Source organism: Bradyrhizobium sp. USDA 4506 (assembly GCF_054058795.1).
The window spans coordinates 3,796,478-3,816,935 of record NZ_JBSSBM010000002.1; the positions used below are offsets into that span (position 1 = coordinate 3,796,478).

Genomic DNA, 20,458 nt, shown 5'->3' on the forward strand with positions numbered 1-20,458 from the left:
CCGCCGTCATCGCTTGCGCCAGACGAACAGCCCGGACATCGCGTAGTTCCAAACCACGCCCATCAGCGCGCCGGCTGCGCCCGCCAGCCACCAGATCGGCTCCTGGTCGTAGACCGAGAACGCGACGCCGACATTGGCGAGCAGGCCGACGCTGCAGACCAGATAGAACAGCAGCAGGCCGCGCAGGATGCCAAAGCCCTTCAGCCGCTGATCGCGATAGGTCAGGAAATTGTTGAGGATGAAATTGCTGGTCATGGCGACGATCGCACCGGTGGCCTGGGCCTCCGGGAATGGCGCCTTGAACAGTTCGAGCGCGATGAACAGCACGGTGAGGTGCACCACCAGGCCGAGCCCGCCGACCGCCGCGAACAGAATGAAGCGCAGCGAGATCAGATCATTGGTCAGCTTCGCCAGCACCAGGCCGAGGAAGTCGAGCGCGACCATCGAGTCGAGCTTGCTCTCGCCATGCTGGCGGGCACCGAAGGTGTAGGGAATCTCGACCGCGCGCAGCTTGCCCTCCGCAGTCGCCACGACGTCGAGCAGAATCTTGAAGCCCTGCGTCGACAGCTGCGGCGCGAGCTGCTCGAAACGGTCGCGGCGGATCATGAAGAAGCCGCTCATGGGGTCGGCGATCTCGACCTTCAGCGCGCGGCGCGCGATCTCGGTGGCGAACGCGCTGGCACCGGCGCGCTGCTTGTTGAAGCCGTCGGCCTTGTAGCCCTCGATATAGCGGCTGCCGACCACCAGCTCGGCCTCGCCGCTCTGCAGCAGCGCCACCATCTTCGGCAGCTGGGTCTCGTCATGCTGCAGGTCGGCGTCCATCACCGCGGCATAGGGCGCGCTCGAGGCCAGGATGCCCTCGATGCAGGCGCCGGACAGGCCGCGCCGGCCGATCCGGCGGATGCAGCGCACGCGGGAATCCTTCCGCGCCAGCGCGCGCACCACGTCCCAGGTTCCGTCGGGCGAATTGTCGTCGACGAAGATGACTTCCCAGGACACGTCCTTCAGGATCGCGTCGAGCCGGCGGTACAGCACCGTGACATTGTCGCGTTCGTTGAAGGTCGGGACGACCACCGAAAGCAGCGGCAAGCTTGCTGCCTGCGATGAGGTTTCGGGGCTCGGCTTGATGGCTTGGTTCATGAGCGCCAGCGTATAGCCGCAGCCTCTCCCGCTGCCAAGGCAGGCCGACCCAAACGCACGCTCGGAAAGCGGGAAAACGGGGCAAAACACCCCTGAAAATGCCAACGACCACGAACAAGGGGCGCGCGTACATCCGGCGCAGCCAATCAATGTCGTGGTCGTCCGGCGCCGGAGCCCTGAAGCTGCAACGTCGCCGTTGCAAGCAAGATAGGAAGGCCCCAGGCGGTCCGCAAGGGGCGCAGGAGGCGCTAGTTGTTCGGGACTTCCCGGATCACCGGGCCGCGTGGCGCCGGGGCTGCCGGCGCGGCCTCGGCAGCTGGAGCCGCCTGCGGCTGTGCGGCGGACCGGCTCGGGTTACGGAGCTGGCTCGGCGACGGCCCGTAGATGAACGCCGCCGCCAGCGCGACGGCCGCGACCAGTGCGCCCAAGAAACCTGCCGTCGATTGTGATCTCATGCCGATGATCCCCTCGCCTGCGCGGATTGATATCAAAAATCGGCCGGCCGCAACAGGATTTGGGAACCTATTTGGCCGCGGCCCTGCGCCGGGTGAAGGCGGTCACGATGTCCTTCTGCGCGAGCTCGATCGCACGGTTGGCGGTCGTCAGATTCGCGTCGGCGTCCTGCTTCGGAAATTGCAGCGACAGGAAGTCGATCAGCGACACACGGAAGTTCTGCCGCTCCGACGGACAGACATTGGCGATCAGCGAGGTGAACTCCTGGTCGGACATCGCCTTGTTGCTGTCGCGGGGATATTCGCGGGCGAGACAATTCCAGTAGGCGTCGCGGCCGGTGATCGCGAGCTTGTGCGCATCGTCGACCTCATCGGCCATTGCAGCGGAGGATATGGCGGCGGAGGACATGATCAAGAGGGCGGCCGCAACCAGCATGCGCATTGTTGTTCTCCATTTTGGCGCATCGTAGCGAAGAGCGACAGCGACGATAAGCGCCGCCGTGCCGATCTGGCAAACTGGCCAATCACGATTATTTTGATTAGTCTTGCTTCCTGTTCCCTCCCTCACGATGAGTGCAGTCGTGGCCAAAGCTCCCACCAAGGCGACCAAGACAGACACCAAGGCAACCAAGACCGACGCAGGCAACATCTATATCGGCATCGGCGGCTGGACCTTCGAGCCGTGGCGCGGGGTGTTCTATCCGGAGAAGCTCGCGCAAGCGAAGGAGCTGTCCTACGCCGCCTCCAAGCTGACCTCGATCGAGATCAACGGCACCTATTACGGCTCGCAGAAGCCGGAGAGCTTTCGCAAATGGGCCAGCGAAGTGCCCGACGGCTTCATCTTCTCGCTGAAGGGACCACGCTTCGCCACCAACCGCCGCGTGCTCGCCGAGGCCGGCGATTCGGTGAAGAGGTTCTATGATTCGGGCGTGCTGGAGCTGAAGGACCGGCTCGGGCCGGTGCTCTGGCAGTTCGCGCCGACCAAGAAGTTCGACGGCGCCGATTTCGGCAAGTTCCTCGAGCTGCTGCCGCGCAAGCTCGACGGCCGCGCGCTGCGCCACGTCGTCGAGGTCCGCCATGACAGTTTTTGCGTGCCCGAATTCGTCGCCCTGATTCGCGAACACGAGGTGCCGGTGGTGTTCGCCGAGCACGGCAAATATCCGGCGATCGCCGACGTCGCGAGCGACTTCGTCTATGCCCGGCTGCAGAAGGGCGATGACGAATTGAAGACCTGCTATCCGCCGAAGCAGCTCGACGCCTGGGCCAAGCGGTTTCAGGACTGGGCCGGCGGCAGCGAGCCCGACGACCTGCCGAAGGTCGACAAGGCCGCGCCCAAGAAGGCGCCCCGCGACGTGTTCGCCTATGTGATCCACGAGGGCAAGGTCCGCGCGCCGGCCGGCGCGATGGAGCTGATCGAACGGGTGAAGTGAGCGAGAACCGATGGCGAAGGCCAGGAAGCTGTTCACCATCGGCTACGAGCAGACGCCGTCGAAGGCGGTGCTCGACGAGCTCGAGCAGGCCGGCGTCAAGCTGCTGGTCGACGTCCGCGCCATCGCCTCCTCGCGCCGGCCCGGCTTCTCCAAGACCCAGCTCGCCGCCGGTCTCGACGAGCGCGGCATCGGCTACGTCCATCTGCGCGGTCTCGGCACCCCGAAAAGCGGACGGGAAGCGGCACGCAGCGGGCAATATGCGCTGCTGCACAAGATCTATTCGGCGCACCTGAAGACGGCGCAGGCCAAGGAAGAGCTCGACGAGCTGTCGGCGCTGGTCAAGCAGTCCGGCCCGGTCTGCATCCTCTGCTACGAGCGCGACCACCAGCACTGCCACCGTCGATGGATCGCCGAGATCATCGAAGAGCGCGACGGCGTCGGGATCGAGAACCTGGCGGCACCGCAGCTCTAGCCTGCCTCGCCCGGCACGTTCAGCGTTCCCTCCATCATCGTCACGCAGCCGCCGCCGACATGCACCGAAGTGATCGCGCCGCCTTGCTTGCGCACGCGCGTCAGCAACAGGCTCGGCCGGCCCATGTCGACGCCCTGCCCGATCCGCAGCCGCAATTCGCCATCGCGCGCGGGATCGATATCGGCGAGCAGCGCCGCGCAAGCCGCGGTCGCGCTGCCGGTGGCGGGATCCTCGGACAGGCCGCTGGCGCCCGGATGGAACATGCGCGCCTGCAGGTCGAGCGGCTGCTCGCTCGCCGGCACGTCGCTTGTGTAGAAATAGACGACGTCGCGGCCGATCTCGGCCAGCGTCCTGGCGAACGCCGCAGCATCGGGCCTGGCGCGCCTCAGCGCCTCGCGCGAGGCGATCTCGACCACCAGGAACGGCAGCCCGACCGAGACGACCTGCGGGGCATGCCGATCGGTCTTCACATCAGCCGCCGTCAGCGACAGGCACGCGGCGGCCGCGGCCGCGCTCACCTCGTTGGTCCGCTGCAACGCCTGCGGCGCGGTCAGCTCGGCCCCGATCACATTGCCGCCGTCGGACAGGATCTCGACCGGCACCAGCCCCGCCTTCTCCTCGAACCTCAAGCGCGCCGGCGCCTTCGCGGCCCGGCTTGCCAGCACGAAGGCGGTGCCGACATTGGGATGGCCGGCGAACGGAATTTCCGAGCGCACCGTGAAGATGCGAACCTGGGCGTCGTTGGCCTTGTCCTGCGGCGGCAGCACGAAGGTCGTCTCGGAATAGTTGAACTCGGTCGCGATCGCCTGCATCGCTTCGGTCGACAGCCCTTCGGCGTCGAGCACCACGCCGAGCGGGTTGCCGCCGAAGGCGCGGTCGGTGAAAACGTCGACGGTGATATAGCGCCGCTGCATCTTGCTTGTCCTCGTGCTCCGGTCATTCCGATGACGTCATCGTAGCACGGCGCGCGCGATGCCCTTCAGAGCACTCGGTGCAATCGCGGGTAGTCACATGCAGGCAGCTCGCGCGGCTTGAGGAGCCGTGCGTGATTGCCTCGGATCATGTGAGCGTCGCCGCCTACCCCAACTGCCAGACGTGCACCGGGTGCTCGTAGCCCCGCACCGGGATCTCGCCGCGCGACACCGCGTCCTTGCAGTCATCGCCGAGCGCCTCGCGCACCGCGGAGGAAATTAAAAACTGCGAGCCGAGCTCCTTGTTCAGCGCCTCGAGCCGCGCGGCAAAATTCACGGTGTCGCCGATCACGGTGTACTCCTTGCGCCGGGGCGAGCCGATATTGCCGGCGACGACCTCGCCGATGTGGATGCCGATGCCGATGCGCAGCGGCCAGCTCGTCGCCGCGTTGGTGCGCTCGTTCGCGGCGAGCATTTCACGCGCGGCGGCGACCGCCTGATGCGCGGCGTCGCCGGTCTCGAACGGGGCACCGAACAGCGCGAGAAAGCCGTCGCCCAAAAACTTGTTCACGATGCCGCCATGGCGATCGAGGATATCGACCAGCACGGCAAAGGCGCCATCGAGCCTGTCGACCACCTCTTGCGGCGAGCGGGTGCGCGCACCGGCCGTGAAGCTACGGAAATCCACGAACATCACCGCAACACGGCGGATGTCGCTGCCGGTGCCGGCACCCTCCGTCATCAGACGTTCGACCACCTGCGGCGAGACGTGCTGGCCAAACAGATTGGTGATGCGATCGCGCGCGGTGGCGGCCGCGATGCTAGCCGCGAACTGCCGGCGCAGCTGCATGCCGACCGCGCCGGCCAACATGCCGCAGATCAGGATGATCGAGCTCCGCGCGGCGTGATAGTAGATGCTGGTCTCGGCCGCGCCGCCGCCCGAGGGATGGAAGAACACCGCCATGTAGAACAGCTCGACCGCCGCGACGAAGCCGGTGAAGGTCGAGAGCCAGAAGTCGAGCCGTAGCGTCGACAGGATGATGAAGACGAAATAGATCAGCGGCGCCACGAAGCCGAGCGCCTCTTGCGGCCCCATGCTATTCATGTGCAGCGCCAGCACGACGGTCGGCAGCGACGTCTCGACCAGCACGCCGATGTAGCGCCGGACCACCGGCAGGTCGCGCCCCTTGCGCATGTGCCAGCTGATTGCCCCGTGCACCCAGAGCTCGAACAGGATCAGCGGAATGGTGACGTAGAAGACGTAGACGGGGCTGAGGTTGCCGTGCCAGACGCGGCTGACCGCGTCGGGCGCAAAGAAATACACCAGCAGACTGATCGCCGCGAGAGCAGCGGCGGTAGCGATCAGCACCTTGATGCGGAGCAGCTCGGTGGTCATCACCTCGCGCATCAGGGCGTGATGGAAATCGGCGGATACGGTTGTGTCTGCCGCTGCGCCGCTTTTGTCCGAAGATTCCGCCATGCCTCCCACCCCGTCATCCCGGGGCGCGAAGCGAACCCGGAATCTCGAGATTCCGGGTTCGATGCTTCGCATCGCCCCGGAATGACGATCATTGATGGCATCCATCATAGCCTCAATCGAGCGTGCGGCGGAAGCGCGTCACCGCGATCGTCATGGCGAACAGCATCAGGGCGACCAATGCGACGGTGTCGTATTGCAGGTTCTGCATCGCCGCCCCCTTCAGCATGATTGCCCGGACGATGCGCACGAAGTGGGTCAGCGGCAGCCCCTCGCCGATATATTGCGCCCAGACCGGCATGCCCGCGAACGGAAACATGAAGCCGGACAGCAGGATGCTCGGCAGGAAGAACATCATCGAAAGCTGCATCGCCTGCAGCTGGTTCTGGACGATGGTCGAGAAGGTGTAGCCGATCGACAGATTGGTGGTGATGAACAGCGTGGTGAGCAGCGCCAACAGCGTGAGGCTGCCGAGGACCGGCACGCCGAACAGCAAAATGCCGATGGCGATGATCAGCGTGGCCTGGATGAAGCCGACCAGCACATAGGGGATGATCTTGCCGAACATCACCTCGACCGGCTTGATCGGCATCGACAGCAGGCTCTCCATGGTGCCGCGCTCGATCTCGCGCGTCACCGAGAGCGCGGTGAAGATCAGCATGGTCATGGTCAGGATGGTTCCGACCAGGCCGGGCACGATATTGAGACGCGAGTCCGCCGCCGGGTTGTAACGGGCGTGAGCGCGGATCTCGAACGGCATGTCCGGGGGATCGCCGACGTGCAGATCATGCGCCAGCGCCGATTGCACCAGCGGCCCGAGCGCGCCGAGCGCCGAGCCCGACGCCACCGGGTCGGTGGCATCCGCCGCGACCAGCAGCGCCGGCCTGTCGCCGCGCCGCACCGCGCGCTCGAAGCCGCGCGGGATCTCGACGCCGAACAGCACCTTGCCGGATTGCAGCAGCTCGTCGAACTCCTCGACGGTGTGGACCTCGCGGACAAAATGGAAATAGGCGGTGTTCTCCATCGCCTTCAGGATCGAACGGCCGAGATCGCTGTCCTCCTGGGTCAGCACCGCGGTCGGCAGATTGCGCGGCGTGGTGTTGATGGCGTAGCCGAACAACGTCAGCTGCATCACCGGCAGCATGATGATCATGGCGAACGAGACGCGGTCGCGGCGAAGCTGGATGAACTCCTTGACCAGCATCGCGTAGCTGCGCCGCCAGAAGCCGAATGCCGGCTCCCTCGCCTCGCTGTTCTGGATCGTTTCCGTTGCGCTCATCGCAATTATCCCTGGAAATTATCCTTGAAAGTTATCCTTGGAGCGCCCCATCAGATCGATGAAGACGTCTTCGAGCGACGGCTCGCTGGCCTGCCAATGCCATTTCGAATTGTCCCGATAGGGCGCAATCGCGGCCTCGAGCGCCGCCTTGTCGCGGCCGGAGACGTGCAGGCTGGTGCCGAACGGCGCCACCATGTCGACGCCGGGCTTGTCCGTGAGTTCGGCCATCAGGCCGTTGAAATCCTCACCCGTCACCGTCCAGGTCGACAGCGCGGAGGCGGCGATCACCTCGTCCACCGTGCCATGGGCCAACAGATGGCCGTAGGCGATGTAGGCGATCTCGTGACAGCGCTCGGCCTCGTCCATGTAATGGGTCGAGACCAGCACGGTGAGGCCTTCGGCGGCGAGCGCGTGGATCTCGTTCCAGAAATCGCGCCGCGCCTTGGGATCGACGCCGGCGGTCGGCTCGTCGAGCAGCAGCAATTGCGGATTGGGCAGCGTGCAGGCGCCGAGCGCCAGCCGCTGCTTCCAGCCGCCGGAAAGGTTGGCGGCGAGCTGCTCCTCGCGGCCCTTCAGCCCGATCCGCGCGATCATGTCGGCCGCAGCCCCGCGCGCGTCCGGCATGCCGTAGAGCCGCGCCACGAATTCGAGATTCTCGCGCACCGACAGATCCTGGTAGAGGCTGAAGCGCTGCGTCATGTAGCCGACCTTGCGCTTGATCTTGTCGGCATCGCGCCGGATGTCGTAGCCGAGGCAGGTGCCCTCGCCGCTGTCGGGCGTCAGCAGGCCGCACAGGATGCGGATGGTCGTGGTCTTGCCGCTGCCGTTGGGACCGAGGAAGCCGTAGATCGAGCCGCGCTTGACCTGCATCGACAGGTCATGGACGACCTCGCGTCCGCCAAACGACTTGGTCAGGCCCTTCACATCGATCGCGATGGAGGGTGCGTTGGACCGCGCGCTGGTGGAGCCGCCGTTCATCTGCGCTCCGCCACCGGCGTCTTGGGATTGAGGTAGATGCTGATCGGCTGACCGACGCGCAGCACATCGGGCCGGCTCGGCCGCGCCTGGATCAGATAGACCAGCTTGTTGCGTTCATCGAGGCTGTAGATGACCGGCGGCGTGTATTCCGCCGTGGTGGCGATGAAGTAGATCTTTGCCGTGAGGTCGGCGGCGCAATTGTCGCAGGTCACCCTCACCTCGTCGCCGAGCGCGAGCTTCGGCAGCTCGGCCTCCGGCACGAAGAAGCGCAGCTTCATGTTGCCGGGCGGCATGATCGACAGCACCGGGCGCTGCGCCTGCACCATCTCGCCCTCGCGGAAATAGATCTGCTGGATCGAGCCCGCGATCGGCGCAAAGCCCTTGCGGCGGTCGAGCCGGGTCTGCGAGGTGTTGACCCGCGCCTCCGCGACGCGCAGCGCCGAGACCGCGGAATCCAGATTGGCCTGGGTGCCGGCGCCGGTGCCGCGCAGCGAGGCCGCGCGGTCATAGCTCTGCCGCGCGTTGGCAAGGGTCGCGTTGTTCTGGTTGAGATCGGCGCGCTGCAAATCGTCGTCGACCGAATAGAGCAGATCGCCGGGCTTGACCTCGTCGCCCTCGCGCACATTGAGCTTGATGACGCGGCCGGATTCATCGGGGCTGACGAAGATCATATCGGCCTCGACCCAGCCCTGGAAGCCGGGATCACGCTTCTCCTGGCAACCGGCCAGCGCCGCCGCCAGCACGACTGCGGTCACGAGCTTCATCATGCGCGAGACGGTCATGACTTGCTCCGTTCGCCGAAGATCAGATCGAGATGAACCTTGAACATCGCGAGAGCATCGAGCGGCGCGTGCCGGGCAAACAGGCTCTGCCAGATCACCGCGACGATCGCGGGCGCCACGACGAGTTGGGGAAACTGCGCGAGCTGGCGCTGCCTGATCTCGCCGCGCGTGATCGCAAGCTGGATCAGCGCCTGCATCGCGGCCATCCCCTTCGACACCACCTCGCGGAAATAGAAGTCGGCGATCGTCGGGAAGCGCGGCCCTTCGGAGACGATCAGGCGGACGATGTCGCCGCGCCGGGTCGACACGATCTCGCGGATGAAGGTCTCGGCAAACCTCTCCACCGCATCGCGCACCGGACCGGTGATGGTGGGCGGCGCGGCCATGCGATTGACCAAGGGCACGACTGCGGTGCGGATCAACTCCTCGAACATCGACTCCTTGTCCTTGAAGTACAGATAGAGCGTGCCCTTGGCGACGCCCGCCCGCTTAGCGACATCGTCGAGCCGCGTCGCGGCGAAGCCGCGCGCAATGAACTCGTCCATCGCCGCCTCGACGATCGCAGCGCGCCGCTCCGCCGATTTCTCGGCGCGGTTCGCGGCGGGCTTCGGCTCAGGCAGCTTTGCCGAGGCCACCTTCGGGATCTTCGCCGCGGCAGCCCGGATCGCGGTGGTCCGGCGCCTGGCAGGCCGGGAGCGGCTCGTTTCTTCGATGCGCTTTGTCATGGCCATAATATGACTGACCAGTCAGTCATCGTCAATGCGTTCAGAGAAAACGCCTGCCGGCCGGAAGCGTTCCTGTCGGCCTTTCCGGGTCCTCAGGATGCGCATAGATTCGCGATCTCGCGGCGCAAATGCCCGAATTTGCTGCTTATTTCCGCCCTTCTGGGAACAGTGGGCGCAGGGAAAGCCGGGTGGCGATCGCACCCGCGGGCCCTGTGCAACAAAAAGGCACAGGGGTGGCACCACAGGTGTAACCGGAGCAATCCGGCTTTCCCTGCGCGATCGGCTACGGCTCACCTCGTGCTCTCCCCGGCGGGATTGGGGGGATTTTGATACAAGTGATCGGCTGGGGGAAACACCTATGAGCGATTGGTTACACAACCTTTCTGTGCCGTGGATGGCCTTCATCGTCTTCGGCTTCACCTATCTTGTTGCCGTTCTCATTTTCGCAGGCGTTGCGATCCTGTCGACCAAGGAGCGCGCAACGTCTTTCAAATCGATCTCTCCCGGCATGTTGCCGGTGCTCGGCATCCTTTTCGGCCTGTTTGTCGCGTTCACCGCGGCACAGGTCTGGAGTGACAGCGATCGCGCCACCGCGGCGGTGAGCCGCGAAGCCAGCTCGTTGCGGGCGGTCATCTTGCTCGCCGGCGGTCTGCCGCCGGAGCAGGAGGCGCGCCTGCGCGGCCTCGTTCGCGAATACGTCGAGGAAACGGTCGCCGTGGAATGGCCGATGATGGCGCGCCAGGCTGCATCGCTCAAGGCAGCGCCTCCCGCGCTGACCGCGGCGTTGCGCCTTGTCGTGTCAACGCCCGCGCAAAACCCGGGCCAGCAGACGACCCAGCACGAGATCATCACCAATCTGAATTCGGCACTCGATGCGCGACGACAACGGATCATCGTCAGCCAGACCGAAGTCGACTCGATCAAATGGTGGTGCCTCTACCTTCAGGCCATCTGCGAGCTATTGGTCATTGCCCTTGTTCACTGCGACAACCGGTTGGGATCCGCCATCGCGATGGGCCTGTTCGCGACCGGCGTGGCCACATCGGTTCTGCTGATTGCCGCGCATGATCGACCATTCACCGGCCAGATATCGATTGCGCCGACGCCGTTGCTGCAGATCATGCCGGACAAGGAGGCGAGCCGATAAGCGCCGGACCGCACTACGCGCGCTGTCCGCTACGTGTGAAACTTCAGCCCGTCGAGGATCTTGTCGACCACCTTGCGCTCGGCGCGAATGGCGAGGCCGACCAGGTTGAGCTCGCTGCGCACGACCGCCTTCACCACCTCGCGGTTGGCGGCGTCATGCGTGGTCTTGAACATGTCCTCGGTGTAGAGCGCCGGCTGCACGTTGCGCGCCAGCGCGCGCTCCAGCGCTCGCGATAGCGCAGGCCCGTCGGCGCCGTAGATCAGAATCGGCTGGCCTATCAGGGAGAGATATCTGGTCCCCGAGCCGTCCTGGTAATTCTCGCCGATACATTCGGGGAAGGAAGCCGCGATGCCGCCGGCAAGAAACGACGCCACGTTGAGCTTCTGCCAGACTTCCAGGTCGGTGCGGATCACGACCGCGATCTTGGTGTCGAACTGCATGGCGATAATTCTATCCGCAGGTTGACGACAAACGCCAGTTCTGACCGCGCATCCCTCATCTGCCCGCCAGGCGCTGACGTTAGTTTTCTTGAGCAACCCACGGGCGGACCCTGCCCGCCTGAAGGGCGACGTCGCGGCTGGCGAAGCTGATATCGCTGCGGCGAAGAAGCTCAACCCACACGTCGACCGCTAGCCGTGCGACGTCGCAAGGGCCCGATCCCTGCCGGGACGGAAAGCGATAGTCAGCTCCTGCGCCGCGTAGTAGGCTTCGGGCGTTCGATGACCATCAGCATATTTCAGGGCATTGCATCATGATCAGCAAGGCCGATGTTGTTGTTATTGGTTCGGGCGGATTGGGCGCGGCCACAGCCTATTACCTGAGCAAGCGTGGAGGTCTCAGCGTCGCCCTTGTCGACAAGCATGAGATCGGATCGCAAACCTCGCCCCGCGCGGCAGGCATGGTGAGTTGTGCGCGCAAGAGCGACTTGATGATTGGCCTCATCAAGGACGCATGCCGCAAGATCGAGGCGTTCACGGAAGAAACCGGCCAGCCGCTCGACTGGGTGCATTCGGGCAGCCTCAAGATTGCGCGCCGGCCGCAGGACGCCGAAGTGATCGAGGACGATTTCGAGCGCGGACGCCGCACCGGCCTCGACGTCGAGCTGATCTCTCCGCAAGAGGCGAGCAGTCTCAATCCGTTCTTGCAGCCGGCGGGCGTCGTTGCGGCGATGCGGATCGGCGACGACCGGTATTTCGACCCGGCGCAGGTTGCCGTCGGTTTCGCCACAGCCGCGGCGGCCAACGGTGCAATCTTGCTGCCGAAGACCGACGTGCGCGCCGTCAACATCGTCGGCGGCACCGTGATCGGCCTGACCACCGCGAACGGCGTCATTGAAAGTCCGGTTGTCGTCGATGCGGCCGGCGCGTGGACACGGCAGGTCGCGGAGGCGAGCGGGATCCGCGTGCCGCTGGTGCCGACCCGGCAGCAGTTGATCGTGACCGAGCCTTTGGATGGCGCGCGGGCCGACCTGCCGATGATCCGCATCATGGATGCCGCGGTGTATGCCCGTCCGTGTCAGGGCGGTTTCCTGTGGGGTGTCTACGAGGAAACGCCGCGCTTCTTCGATATGCAGTCGCTTGGGGCCGGCTTCGACGTCAAGGACATGCCGCTCGACATCGGCGTGCTTCATGCAGCCGCCGATGAGGTCAAGGACCAGCTCCCGTTCCTGCAAACCGCCAAGGTGCGGGAGTTTCGCGGCGGCATTCCGACGATGACTGCCGACGGCCATCATATTCTCGGCCCAGCCATTGGCGTGGCCGGCTTCTATTTTGCAAGCGGGTGCAACGTCGCCGGTCTGTCGATCTCGCCGACCGTCGGCGAGGCGCTTGCGGCCTGGATCGTGGACGGCAAGCCGCCCGTCGATCTATCGCCGATGTCGGTCATGCGGTTCAAAGACCAATCGTGGTCTGAAGATCAATTGGAGCGCGACGCCGCCTGGCAATACCGACACTTCTATGGCGCCGTCTGAGCGCGGCTCGGAGTGCAGGCCATCAGCGCTTTGCCCGCCAGGCGGATTGTGGCGGCCGCCCTACCCCTTGGCGTCGCAGGCCCAGGCGCGGATCACGCATTCCTTGCCGCCATAGTCGTAGCACTTCTTGGTCGCGGCATTGAGCGAGCTCGAGATCTTCGGCGCCACGGCATAGCCATGGGCGCCGCAGGGATTCTTCATGTCGATCGAGAGCGCGGCGCAGGCCCGCTTCATGGTCACCGTGGTGCAATCGCCCTTGCACTGCTTCAACGCGGCGGCACGCGCCGCGCCTTCCGCCGGATAGTCGTAGGCCTGGCCATAGGCCCCGCACTTGCCGACCGCGAACGCACCGGCCGCGCGCGCCTTGGGCACGAAGGTTTCCACGGAGAAACGCGTGGCGCCGAGCAGCAATGTCAGGACGAGAATCGTCAACGCGCGACGCTGCGCGACGGCGGTCGAAATGATCAAGCGGAAATCCCCCAAAGCCCGGCGCGGACTGTACGCAGGGGTCGTTTCCAGATGGTGAATGACGGGTTGAGAGCGAGTTCTATCCACTCGTCGTCCCGGCGAAGGCCGGGACCCATAGCCACCGATGGTGATGATTGCGCGAGGCTCTGGCCGCTGTCCCACCAACAACAACGATTGGTGGTAATGGGTCCCGGCCTTCGCCGGGACGGCGCGGAGAATGTTCAGCCCTGTCTTGCGGCTTCCAGCGCCTGCGGGGTGTCGATGTCGAGGAAGGCGCTGTCGCCGTCGACCGGGACCTCGGCGACCACCTCGGCATGCTTGGTGATCAAGTGACGGGCGCCGATGTCGCCGTCGAGCGTCATCAGCTCCTTGAAGAAGCGCCTTGACCACAGCACCGGATTGCCGCGGCGGCCCTCGCTGACGGGGACCGCGATCAGATGGCCGCGGTCCGGCGCGAAGGTCTCGATCAGGCGATCGATCAGCTTCGCATCGATCAGTGGCATGTCGCCGAGGCAGACGATCGCGCCGTCGGCGCTGTCGGACACCGCCGCAATTCCCGCCTTCACCGAGCTGGCGAGGCCGCCGGCGAAATCCGGGTTGCGGACGAATTTGACCTTGAGGCCATCGAGCGCCTGCTCGACCAGCTCGGCCTGATGCCCGGTGACGACGATGACCTCGGAAGCCTTCGAGGCCAGCGCTTGCTCGGCGACGATGCGCGCGAGCTTCTTGCCGTCGAGCTCGGCGAGCAGCTTGTTCGGGCCGCCCATCCGGGTCGAGCGGCCGGCGGCAAGCACGATCGCGGCGACGTTGCGGTTGCCTTCGGTGTCCGGCACGGTGCGCGGCTGCGGCCGCGTCACGATCTCCATCAACAGGCCGCCGACGCCCATGCCGGTGAGATCCGATCGCGTCACCTTGATGCCGGCGAGCAGCCGCATCAAGACCCAGTCAAAGCCGTTCTCGATCGGCGAGCGCGCGCAGCCCGGCGCGCCCAGCACCGGCACGCCGCCGGCGCTGCCGATCAGCAGCAGATTGCCGGGATCGACGGGCATGCCGAAATGCTCGACCGCGCCGCCGATCTCAGTGATTGCAGCAGGAATGACATCGCGGCGATCGGCGATCGCGGACGCGCCGAACACGATGACGAGCTCGGCGCCGAGCACGAGCAATTCCTTGATCGAGGCCGCCAGCACCGTCTCGTCATGCGGCACGCGGCGCTCGGCGATGATGGTGGCGCCGGCCGGCGCGAGCCGTTCGGCGGTGACGCGCAGCGTCTTGTCGATCACCTTCGGTGCAAGGCCCGGCAGCAGCGTCGAGACCACGCCGACCTTCTGGATCACATAGGGCGCGATCCGCAGCGTATCCTTGCCGGCGACCGCGACGGCGGCATCGCGTAAGCGCCCCTCGACGCCGAACGGGATCAGCTTGACGGTCGCGATCATCTCGCCTTCGACCACCGGCTTGAACGCGGCGAGCGTTGCGAAGGTGATGGCCTCGTCGACGTCGTTGATACGGTCGACCGCGGCGCGATCGATCACCAGCACACCGGGACGGGCCGCGAACAGATTGGCGCGGCCGGTGAAGGCGCGCTCGACATTGACGCCGTCGCCCGCCACCGCCTGCGCGACGCTGGCGGCCGCGGCGTCCTCGGAGACGTCGCCCTCGTCGAGCCGCACCACGACGATCTCGTCGACGCCGGCCTTGGTCAGCGCCTCGACCTCGGCGAGGCCGATCGTGGTGCCCTTCTTGAGCACCAGCGCGCCCCGGCGGAGGGTATGCACGGTGACGCCGCCAATCGCGTCGGCCGGACTGGCGGGACCGAATTTCATGCCGCTTCTTCTTTTTCTTTGGGGGGCAAGCGCAGCTGCGCGGTGATCTCGGCCATGATCGCGACCGCGATCTCCGACGGCGACACCGCGCCGATATCGAGGCCGATCGGCGCGTGGATGCGCGCGATGTCGCTGTCCCTGGCGCCCTGCGCACGCAGCCGCTCGGCGCGCTTGGCGTGGGTCTTTCGCGATCCGAGCGCGCCGATATAGAAGCAGTTGCGGTCGAAGGCGTGCAGCAGCGCCGGATCGTCGATCTTCGGATCATGCGTCACCGCGACGAAGGCGGTGTAGTGATCGACGTTGAGCGGCGGCAGCGCGACGTCGGGCCATTCGGCGACCAGCGGCACGTCGGGGAAGCGCTCCGGGCTCGCAAACGCGGTGCGCGGATCGACCACCGTGACGTCATAGTCGAGCGAGCGCGCCAGCGGCGCCAGCGCCTGGCTGATATGGACCGCGCCGATGATCACGAGCTTTGCGGTCGGCGCGTAGACGTTGAGGAACAGCTTCTTGGTCCCGACCTCGACATTGCCGCTCTTGCCCATCCGCAGTTGCTTTGAGAGCTCGGCGCGCAGCGGATCGGCGGCGATGTCCGCGGCCTTGACCAGGCGCTGATCGCCATTGGCGGTGTCGGTGACAATGATGACCGGGCGGCGCGCGGCGCGCTCGGCGTTCAGCTCTTTCAGGATCTCGAGTTTCACGGCTAACCAACCTTCTCAACGAAGACGCGGATGGTGCCGCCGCACGACAGGCCGACATTCCAGGCGGTCTCGTCGGCGACGCCGAATTCGAGCATTTTGGGCTGGCCGCTCGCGATCACGTCGAGCGCTTCCGTTACGACCGCGCCCTCGACGCAGCCGCCGGAGACCGAGCCGAGGAAGGTGCCGTCGTCATTGATGACGAGGCTCGAGCCGGCTGGACGCGGCGCCGAGCCCCAGGTCTCGACCACGGTGGCAAGCGCCACGCCATGGCCCTCTTTCTGCCAGGTCTCGGCGGCCTGAAGAATGTCTTCGTCGCGGTTGAGCATGAGAGCGTCTCCTCAAGCAACAGAGCGGATCAGGCTGCGGTGGTGCGCCGGCGGCGGGGATGACAGCGCCCCGATCAAGCCCTTGATGGACGTCAAGTTATGCACCGGGCGAAATTCGTCAACGTGGGGCAACATCATTTTGATGCCCTGCGCCTTGGCCTCGAAGCCGGAGTAGCGCAGCAGCGGATTGAGCCAGATCAGGCGGCGGCAGGAACGGTGCAATCGGTCCATCTCGAAGGCCAGTTTGGCATCCGCCTCCCGTTCTAGTCCATCGGATATAAGGAGGACGATGGCGCCCTGCCCGAGCACCCGGCGGGCCCAGAGCTGGTTGAAGCTGTGCAGCGAGGTCGCGATCCGCGTCCCGCCGGCCCAGTCCTCGACCGAGGACGAGCAGCTCGCCAGCGCCTCGTCGGGGTCACGGGCCCGTAACGCGCGCGTCACATTGGTCAGGCGGGTGCCGAACAGGAATACCGAGACCCGCTTGCGGGCGTCGGTGATGGCGTGCAGGAAGTGCAGGAACAGGCGGGTGTACTCGCTCATCGAGCCGGAGATATCGAGCAGCGCCACGATCGGCGCCGGCTTCTCGATCCGGCCGAGCTTTCGGATGTCGATGATCTCGCCGCCGGTGCGCAGCGAGTTGCGCACGGTGCGGCGCATGTCGAGCCGTAGGCCCCGCGCGTCCGGCTGGTAGCGGCGGGTCACGAGCTCGGCCTGCGGCAGCCGCATCTTGGCGATCTCGCGCGTCACCTCGGCGATCTCCGCCGCGGTCATCTGCGCAAAATCCTTCTTCTGCAGGATCTCCTTGTCGGAGACCGAGAGCTTCAGCTCCTGCTCCTGGGCCTGCGGCCGCTCCTCGCTCCGCGCCGGCTGCGCCATCGCCTCCTGGACGCGGCGCGAGGCCGGCGGCGGCTTCTTCCTGGCGTGGTCCGGCAGCGGCACCGAATCCAGCATGCTCTTCCACTCCTCGGCGGCGCGGAAGAACAGCATAAAGGCCTGGCGGAAGATCAGCGCGTGCTCGTGGCGCTTGACGAAGATCGCTTCCAGCGTGGCGTAGAAATCGGAGCGATGGCCGACCTCGATCAGCTGCAGCGCGTCGAGCGCATCGATCACCGAGCCCGGCCCGACGGGAAGCCCGGCCGCCCGCAGCGCGCGGGCAAAGCCGATCACGTTGTCGGCCATGTGGCCGGTCGGAGGCGCGAGGTGGTTGATCGCCATTGTTGTTTGGCCTCGTCATTCCGGACCGCACGAAGTGCGGATCCGGAATCTGGAGATTGCGGCGCGAGATTCCGGGTTCACGCTTCGCGTGCCCCGGAATGACGGCTAGTCGCTCGTCGCTTCCTTCAATGTCTTCTGCAACGCATCGCCCTGCATGCGCGCGATGTCGTCCTGATACTTCAAGAGCGCGCCCAGCGTGTCGCCGACGACCTGCGGGGTCAGAGAGCGGGCGTCGAGCTCGGACAGCGCGGTCGCCCAGTCGATGGTCTCGGCGACACCCGGCGACTTGTAGAAATCCTGGTTGCGCAGCGCCTGCACGAAGCGGACGACCTGCTGCGACAGCTTTGCGGAGATGTTCGGCACCCGCGACTTGACGATCGCGAGCTCGCGCTCGGCGGAGGGATAATCCACCCAATGATAGAGGCAGCGCCGCTTCAGCGCGTCGTGGATTTCGCGGGTGCGGTTCGAGGTGATGATCACGATCGGCGGCGCCGGCGCCTTCACGGTGCCGAGCTCGGGGATCGTGACCTGGAAGTCGCTGAGGATTTCCAGCAGATACGCCTCGAACGCCTCGTCGGCGCGGTCGAGCTCGTCGATCAGCAGCACCGGAGGACCCGCGACATCGGGCTCGAGCGCCTGCAGCAGCGGCCGCTTGATCAGGAATCGCTCGGCGAAGATGTCGCTGGCGAGCTGGTCGCGATCGGTATCGCCGGAAGCCTCCGCAAGGCGGATCGCGATCATCTGCGCCGCGCTGCTCCACTCGTAGACGGCGGAGGCGACGTCGAGGCCTTCATAGCATTGCAGGCGGATCAGCTTGCGCCCGAGCGCCGCCGACAGCACCTTTGCGATCTCGGTCTTGCCGACACCGGCTTCGCCTTCGAGGAACAGCGGCCGGCCCATCCGCAGCGCGAGATAGGTCACGGTCGCGAGCGACCGCTCGGCGAGGTAGCCGCGCGAGGTCAGGAGATCCTCGAGCGCATCGACGGAAGTGGGTAACGCCGATGCACTCATGGAATAGCCAGTCTTCGAACAGAGGTCAGCAAAGTCACGCCTTGGTACTTAGTCCTTGGCGTTCGCGGCTTCCACCGCCCTGCGCGTCAAAACGCCGATCAGATGCGCGCGGTATTCGGCACTGCCGTGCAGGTCGCTGTTCAGCCCGTCGGCCGAAACCGCGATGCCGTCGAGCACTTTGTGCGAGAAGCGCTTCTTCAGCGCGTCCTCGAACGCAGTGACGCGGAAGACGCCGTCGGAGCCCGCACCGGTGACCGCGACGCGCACGTCGGACGGACGCTTGGCCACGAACACGCCAACCAACGCATAACGCGAGGCCTGGTTGCGGAACTTGACGTAGGCCGCCTTCTTCGGCACCGGGAACATCACCTTGGTGATGATCTCGTCGGCCTCCAGCGCGGTCGAGAATAGGCCCTGGAAATACTCCTCGGCCTTGAGGCGGCGCTTGTTGGTGACGATGGTCGCGCCCAGCGCCAGTACCGCGGCCGGATAGTCGGCGGTCGGGTCGTTGTTGGCGAGCGAGCCGCCGATGGTGCCGCGGTGGCGCACGGCGGGATCGCCGATCAGGCCGGCAAGCTCGGCCAGCGCCGGGATCGCCTCGCCCACGACCGCGGAGTTCGCGACTTCGGCATGCTTGGCGGTGGCGCCGATGACCAGCGAGCGGCCCTTCATCTCGATCGTGTCGAGACCTTCGATGTGGGAGAGATCGACCAGATGCGGCGGGCTGGCGAGCCGCTGCTTCATGACCGGCACCAGCGTGTGGCCGCCGGCGATCAGCTTGGCGTCCTCGTTCTTCACCAGCAGGTTGGCGGCCTGCCGCACGGTGCCGGGACGGTGATATTTGAATTCGTACATTGGAATGTCCTGATCGCGCTCGCGATGAATTGCTGACTAGGCGAGGTCCGACTTCGCCATCGCCTTGGCGCCGGCGGCGATCGAAGCAACGATGTTCTGGTAGCCGGTGCAGCGGCACAGATTGCCTTCCAGCTCCTCGCGGATCACCTCGTCGGAGAGCTCGTGGCCCTTGCGATGGACCAGGTCGACCGCGGTCATGATCATGCCCGGCGTGCAGAAGCCGCACTGCAGGCCGTGATGCTCGCGGAAGGCCTCCTGCATTGGATGCAGCGGCGCGCCATCGGCCGCCAGCCCCTCGATGGTCTTGACCTCGTGACCGTCGGCCATCACCGCAAGCGTCGTGCAGGACTTCACCGCCCTGCCGTCCAGATGCACGACGCAGGCGCCGCACTGCGAGGTGTCGCAGCCGACATGGGTGCCGGTCAGCCGCAGGTTTTCGCGCAGAAACTGGACCAGAAGGGTACGGGGGTCGACATTCGCGTTCACGGGGGTGCCGTTCACGATCATTGAAATCTTGGCCATCAGCACTCTCTTATCTGCGCCACCGCATATCGGCGAAGCAGGCGGTTTTAAATCACTCCAGACGGCATAATATGGGCGCGCCCCGCGATGGGCAACCTTTCGAGCCACCCCTCCAGGACATGGCCGGACCTGAATAATCCAGCCGAAAGGCGGGGCTAACCCTGCACCGCCTTGGCGAAATTTGCAAAGAATTCATCGGCCAGCTTCTTGGCGGCGCCGTTGATCAGGCGCTGGCCGAGCTGGGCGAGCTTGCCGCCGATCTGCGCCTCCACATTGTAGCTCAGAAGCGTACCGCCATCCTTGTCTGCAAGGCCCACGGTGGCGCCGCCCTTGGCAAAGCCGGCGACCCCGCCCTCGCCTTCGCCTGAGATCTTGTAGCCGTTCGGCGGGTCGAGATCGCTCAAGGTGACCTTGCCCTTGAAGCGGGCGGAGACCGGGCCGACCTTCATCTTGGCGGTAGCGCGGAAGCCGCCCTCGTCGGTCTTCTCCAGCTCTTCGCAGCCGGGAATGCAGGCTTTCAACACTTCGGGATCGTTGAGCTTGTCCCACACAGCCTGGCGCGGCGCTGCAAGCTGGACTTCGCCGGTCATTGTCATGGCCATGGGGGATCTCCTCGATCGCTAGAACCTTTATCCCCCAAGTAAAGCAGCCGGGGCGCAAAGGAAAGGGCACCTTCGGAGGATGAGCGATGCATATTCGCAACCGCAGCAAGCCAAGCCGATCGTTCACGAAATCGCGCAATCCCCGGTGTTGAAAATGCAGGCAGCCCCGGGGC

The 20,458-nt window shown here is 65.6% G+C and carries 24 protein-coding genes; 5 read left to right on the forward strand and 19 right to left on the reverse strand.

Going from position 1 to position 20,458, the window contains the following annotated elements; genetic code table 11:
- Positions 1-6: 6 nt before the first annotated feature.
- The 3 genes from ACVIHF_RS20195 to ACVIHF_RS20205 form a co-directional block, all read right to left on the reverse strand.
- Positions 7-1,140: a glycosyltransferase gene (locus tag ACVIHF_RS20195; RefSeq protein ID WP_076828534.1), complete on the reverse strand. Its 1,134-nt coding sequence runs from the start codon at positions 1,138-1,140 to the stop codon at positions 7-9.
- A gap of 248 nt (positions 1,141-1,388) precedes the next feature.
- Complete coding sequence (locus ACVIHF_RS20200) at positions 1,389-1,595, reverse strand: hypothetical protein (RefSeq protein ID WP_456780287.1); 207 nt, start codon at positions 1,593-1,595, stop codon at positions 1,389-1,391.
- A gap of 67 nt (positions 1,596-1,662) precedes the next feature.
- Positions 1,663-2,034, reverse strand: a complete 372-nt coding sequence (locus ACVIHF_RS20205; protein ID WP_028339943.1) for a hypothetical protein — start codon at positions 2,032-2,034, stop codon at positions 1,663-1,665.
- A gap of 139 nt (positions 2,035-2,173) precedes the next feature.
- Here ACVIHF_RS20205 and ACVIHF_RS20210 point away from each other — a divergent pair, with 139 nt between their 5' ends.
- Together ACVIHF_RS20210 and ACVIHF_RS20215 are read left to right on the forward strand one after the other, a co-directional pair.
- Positions 2,174-3,022, forward strand: a complete 849-nt coding sequence (locus ACVIHF_RS20210; RefSeq protein WP_057018468.1) for a DUF72 domain-containing protein — start codon at positions 2,174-2,176, stop codon at positions 3,020-3,022.
- 10 nt (positions 3,023-3,032) lie between these two features.
- The gene (locus ACVIHF_RS20215; protein WP_456780286.1) at positions 3,033-3,494 is read left to right on the forward strand and encodes a DUF488 domain-containing protein; all 462 of its coding nucleotides are present in this window, start codon (positions 3,033-3,035) and stop codon (positions 3,492-3,494) included.
- On the opposite strand, the gene ACVIHF_RS20220 is transcribed toward ACVIHF_RS20215, so the two are convergent.
- The 6 genes from ACVIHF_RS20220 to ACVIHF_RS20245 all read right to left on the reverse strand — a co-directional run bounded on the left by ACVIHF_RS20220 (position 3,491) and on the right by ACVIHF_RS20245 (position 9,541).
- Entirely contained in the window at positions 3,491-4,408 is a 918-nt protein-coding gene (locus tag ACVIHF_RS20220; protein ID WP_253607978.1) for a PhzF family phenazine biosynthesis protein, read from the reverse strand. The genes ACVIHF_RS20215 and ACVIHF_RS20220 overlap by 4 nt on opposite strands.
- Before the next feature lie 163 nt (positions 4,409-4,571).
- A complete protein-coding gene (locus ACVIHF_RS20225; protein WP_456780285.1) occupies positions 4,572-5,885 on the reverse strand; it encodes an adenylate/guanylate cyclase domain-containing protein in 1,314 nt (437 codons plus the stop codon).
- A gap of 112 nt (positions 5,886-5,997) precedes the next feature.
- Positions 5,998-7,161, reverse strand: coding sequence for an ABC transporter permease (locus ACVIHF_RS20230; protein ID WP_456780284.1), 1,164 nt, complete (start codon positions 7,159-7,161; stop codon positions 5,998-6,000).
- 18 nt (positions 7,162-7,179) lie between these two features.
- Entirely contained in the window at positions 7,180-8,139 is a 960-nt protein-coding gene (locus tag ACVIHF_RS20235) for an ABC transporter ATP-binding protein (RefSeq protein ID WP_057018437.1), read from the reverse strand.
- Positions 8,136-8,921 (reverse strand): HlyD family secretion protein, encoded by a 786-nt coding sequence (locus ACVIHF_RS20240; protein ID WP_253607975.1) that lies wholly within the window; start codon positions 8,919-8,921, stop codon positions 8,136-8,138. Before ACVIHF_RS20240 ends, ACVIHF_RS20235 begins: the two co-directional genes overlap by 4 nt.
- Positions 8,918-9,541 carry a TetR/AcrR family transcriptional regulator gene (locus ACVIHF_RS20245; protein WP_253641422.1) on the reverse strand — a complete coding sequence of 208 codons (624 nt, stop codon included), beginning with the start codon at positions 9,539-9,541 and terminating at the stop codon, positions 8,918-8,920. Before ACVIHF_RS20245 ends, ACVIHF_RS20240 begins: the two co-directional genes overlap by 4 nt.
- Between ACVIHF_RS20245 and ACVIHF_RS20250 the strand changes: the two genes are divergently transcribed.
- Together ACVIHF_RS20250 and ACVIHF_RS20255 are read left to right on the forward strand one after the other, a co-directional pair.
- Entirely contained in the window at positions 9,453-9,659 is a 207-nt protein-coding gene (locus tag ACVIHF_RS20250; protein WP_253610085.1) for a hypothetical protein, read from the forward strand. The two genes, ACVIHF_RS20245 and ACVIHF_RS20250, sit on opposite strands and share 89 nt — an antisense overlap.
- A 381-nt stretch (positions 9,660-10,040) precedes the next feature.
- Positions 10,041-10,793, forward strand: coding sequence for a bestrophin-like domain (locus ACVIHF_RS20255; RefSeq protein ID WP_456794105.1), 753 nt, complete (start codon positions 10,041-10,043; stop codon positions 10,791-10,793).
- A gap of 29 nt (positions 10,794-10,822) precedes the next feature.
- On the opposite strand, the gene ACVIHF_RS20260 is transcribed toward ACVIHF_RS20255, so the two are convergent.
- A complete protein-coding gene (locus ACVIHF_RS20260; RefSeq protein ID WP_438072525.1) occupies positions 10,823-11,233 on the reverse strand; it encodes a DUF2000 family protein in 411 nt (136 codons plus the stop codon).
- A gap of 311 nt (positions 11,234-11,544) precedes the next feature.
- Between ACVIHF_RS20260 and ACVIHF_RS20265 the strand changes: the two genes are divergently transcribed.
- Positions 11,545-12,762 (forward strand): NAD(P)/FAD-dependent oxidoreductase, encoded by a 1,218-nt coding sequence (locus ACVIHF_RS20265; protein WP_456780282.1) that lies wholly within the window; start codon positions 11,545-11,547, stop codon positions 12,760-12,762.
- A gap of 60 nt (positions 12,763-12,822) precedes the next feature.
- On the opposite strand, the gene ACVIHF_RS20270 is transcribed toward ACVIHF_RS20265, so the two are convergent.
- The 9 genes from ACVIHF_RS20270 to ACVIHF_RS20310 all read right to left on the reverse strand — a co-directional run bounded on the left by ACVIHF_RS20270 (position 12,823) and on the right by ACVIHF_RS20310 (position 20,285).
- On the reverse strand, positions 12,823-13,173 hold the full coding sequence (locus ACVIHF_RS20270; RefSeq protein WP_420888210.1) for a DUF4189 domain-containing protein: 351 nt from the start codon (positions 13,171-13,173) through the stop codon (positions 12,823-12,825).
- Positions 13,174-13,451: 278 nt separating this feature from the next.
- A complete protein-coding gene (locus ACVIHF_RS20275) occupies positions 13,452-15,056 on the reverse strand; it encodes an NTP transferase domain-containing protein (protein WP_456780281.1) in 1,605 nt (534 codons plus the stop codon).
- Positions 15,053-15,754 carry an XdhC family protein gene (locus ACVIHF_RS20280; RefSeq protein WP_057018431.1) on the reverse strand — a complete coding sequence of 234 codons (702 nt, stop codon included), beginning with the start codon at positions 15,752-15,754 and terminating at the stop codon, positions 15,053-15,055. Before ACVIHF_RS20280 ends, ACVIHF_RS20275 begins: the two co-directional genes overlap by 4 nt.
- A 2-nt stretch (positions 15,755-15,756) precedes the next feature.
- Positions 15,757-16,080 (reverse strand): XdhC family protein, encoded by a 324-nt coding sequence (locus tag ACVIHF_RS20285; protein ID WP_018272401.1) that lies wholly within the window; start codon positions 16,078-16,080, stop codon positions 15,757-15,759.
- Positions 16,081-16,092: 12 nt separating this feature from the next.
- A complete protein-coding gene (locus ACVIHF_RS20290; protein ID WP_310881182.1) occupies positions 16,093-17,295 on the reverse strand; it encodes a vWA domain-containing protein in 1,203 nt (400 codons plus the stop codon).
- Between the two features lie 105 nt (positions 17,296-17,400).
- Positions 17,401-18,306, reverse strand: coding sequence for an AAA family ATPase (locus ACVIHF_RS20295; protein ID WP_028336801.1), 906 nt, complete (start codon positions 18,304-18,306; stop codon positions 17,401-17,403).
- Positions 18,307-18,354: 48 nt separating this feature from the next.
- Positions 18,355-19,161 (reverse strand): FAD binding domain-containing protein, encoded by an 807-nt coding sequence (locus tag ACVIHF_RS20300; protein ID WP_050383296.1) that lies wholly within the window; start codon positions 19,159-19,161, stop codon positions 18,355-18,357.
- A 36-nt stretch (positions 19,162-19,197) separates the two neighbouring features.
- Entirely contained in the window at positions 19,198-19,683 is a 486-nt protein-coding gene (locus ACVIHF_RS20305; protein WP_456780280.1) for a (2Fe-2S)-binding protein, read from the reverse strand.
- A 155-nt stretch (positions 19,684-19,838) separates the two neighbouring features.
- Positions 19,839-20,285, reverse strand: coding sequence for an SRPBCC family protein (locus tag ACVIHF_RS20310; RefSeq protein ID WP_016840413.1), 447 nt, complete (start codon positions 20,283-20,285; stop codon positions 19,839-19,841).
- Between the last annotated feature and the right edge of the window lie 173 nt (positions 20,286-20,458).

What these genes read in the sequence shown, in the direction of transcription:
- ACVIHF_RS20215 (WP_456780286.1), top strand. Translation starts at nt 3,033, where the DNA reads ATGGCGAAGGCCAGGAAGCTGTTCACCATCGGCTACGAGCAGACGCCG.
- ACVIHF_RS20205 (WP_028339943.1), bottom strand. Translation starts at nt 2,034, where the DNA reads ATGCGCATGCTGGTTGCGGCCGCCCTCTTGATCATGTCCTCCGCCGCC.
- ACVIHF_RS20295 (WP_028336801.1), bottom strand. Translation starts at nt 18,306, where the DNA reads ATGAGTGCATCGGCGTTACCCACTTCCGTCGATGCGCTCGAGGATCTC.
- ACVIHF_RS20285 (WP_018272401.1), bottom strand. Translation starts at nt 16,080, where the DNA reads ATGCTCAACCGCGACGAAGACATTCTTCAGGCCGCCGAGACCTGGCAG.
- ACVIHF_RS20310 (WP_016840413.1), bottom strand. Translation starts at nt 20,285, where the DNA reads ATGGCCATGACAATGACCGGCGAAGTCCAGCTTGCAGCGCCGCGCCAG.
- ACVIHF_RS20300 (WP_050383296.1), bottom strand. Translation starts at nt 19,161, where the DNA reads ATGTACGAATTCAAATATCACCGTCCCGGCACCGTGCGGCAGGCCGCC.
- ACVIHF_RS20235 (WP_057018437.1), bottom strand. Translation starts at nt 8,139, where the DNA reads ATGAACGGCGGCTCCACCAGCGCGCGGTCCAACGCACCCTCCATCGCG.
- ACVIHF_RS20275 (WP_456780281.1), bottom strand. Translation starts at nt 15,056, where the DNA reads ATGAAATTCGGTCCCGCCAGTCCGGCCGACGCGATTGGCGGCGTCACC.
- ACVIHF_RS20240 (WP_253607975.1), bottom strand. Translation starts at nt 8,921, where the DNA reads ATGACCGTCTCGCGCATGATGAAGCTCGTGACCGCAGTCGTGCTGGCG.
- ACVIHF_RS20305 (WP_456780280.1), bottom strand. Translation starts at nt 19,683, where the DNA reads ATGGCCAAGATTTCAATGATCGTGAACGGCACCCCCGTGAACGCGAAT.
- ACVIHF_RS20195 (WP_076828534.1), bottom strand. Translation starts at nt 1,140, where the DNA reads ATGAACCAAGCCATCAAGCCGAGCCCCGAAACCTCATCGCAGGCAGCA.
- ACVIHF_RS20255 (WP_456794105.1), top strand. Translation starts at nt 10,041, where the DNA reads ATGGCCTTCATCGTCTTCGGCTTCACCTATCTTGTTGCCGTTCTCATT.
- ACVIHF_RS20225 (WP_456780285.1), bottom strand. Translation starts at nt 5,885, where the DNA reads ATGGCGGAATCTTCGGACAAAAGCGGCGCAGCGGCAGACACAACCGTA.
- ACVIHF_RS20220 (WP_253607978.1), bottom strand. Translation starts at nt 4,408, where the DNA reads ATGCAGCGGCGCTATATCACCGTCGACGTTTTCACCGACCGCGCCTTC.
- ACVIHF_RS20265 (WP_456780282.1), top strand. Translation starts at nt 11,545, where the DNA reads ATGATCAGCAAGGCCGATGTTGTTGTTATTGGTTCGGGCGGATTGGGC.
- ACVIHF_RS20200 (WP_456780287.1), bottom strand. Translation starts at nt 1,595, where the DNA reads ATGAGATCACAATCGACGGCAGGTTTCTTGGGCGCACTGGTCGCGGCC.
- ACVIHF_RS20260 (WP_438072525.1), bottom strand. Translation starts at nt 11,233, where the DNA reads ATGCAGTTCGACACCAAGATCGCGGTCGTGATCCGCACCGACCTGGAA.
- ACVIHF_RS20230 (WP_456780284.1), bottom strand. Translation starts at nt 7,161, where the DNA reads ATGAGCGCAACGGAAACGATCCAGAACAGCGAGGCGAGGGAGCCGGCA.
- ACVIHF_RS20290 (WP_310881182.1), bottom strand. Translation starts at nt 17,295, where the DNA reads ATGGCGATCAACCACCTCGCGCCTCCGACCGGCCACATGGCCGACAAC.
- ACVIHF_RS20250 (WP_253610085.1), top strand. Translation starts at nt 9,453, where the DNA reads ATGAACTCGTCCATCGCCGCCTCGACGATCGCAGCGCGCCGCTCCGCC.